The sequence below is a fragment of the Jeotgalibacillus sp. ET6 genome, assembly GCF_029667115.1.
Lineage (GTDB): Bacteria > Bacillota > Bacilli > Bacillales > Jeotgalibacillaceae > Jeotgalibacillus.
On sequence record NZ_JARUIU010000100.1, the window covers coordinates 1 to 269 of the forward strand.

At 59.1% G+C, this 269-nt stretch carries 1 protein-coding gene; it reads left to right on the top strand.

What is annotated here, in order from left to right; all coding sequences use genetic code 11:
* A partial coding sequence (locus P6709_RS19955) for a hypothetical protein (protein ID WP_278242641.1) occupies positions 1-269 on the top strand: 269 nt, incomplete at both ends.

The following is a 269-nucleotide window of genomic DNA, read 5'->3' on the forward strand; positions in this document are numbered from 1 at the left end:
GTATTGCCAGCTTCGTTGGCACTTCTTTCTCCTCTTACGCCCTGAAACGTTCGGTAAAACTGGCGCTGGCCGGTGCGCCGCTGCTACTGGCGCTGAGCGCGCTGACGCTCATTGTGTGGGGAAGCGACAAAACCGTGGCGGCGGCAATAGCGATTATCTGGGGACTGGCGTTTGCGCTGGTGCCGGTGGGATGGTCAACGTGGATCACTCGTTCTCTTGCCGATCAGGCGGAAAAAGCCGGTTCCATCCAGGTCGCGGTGATTCAACTG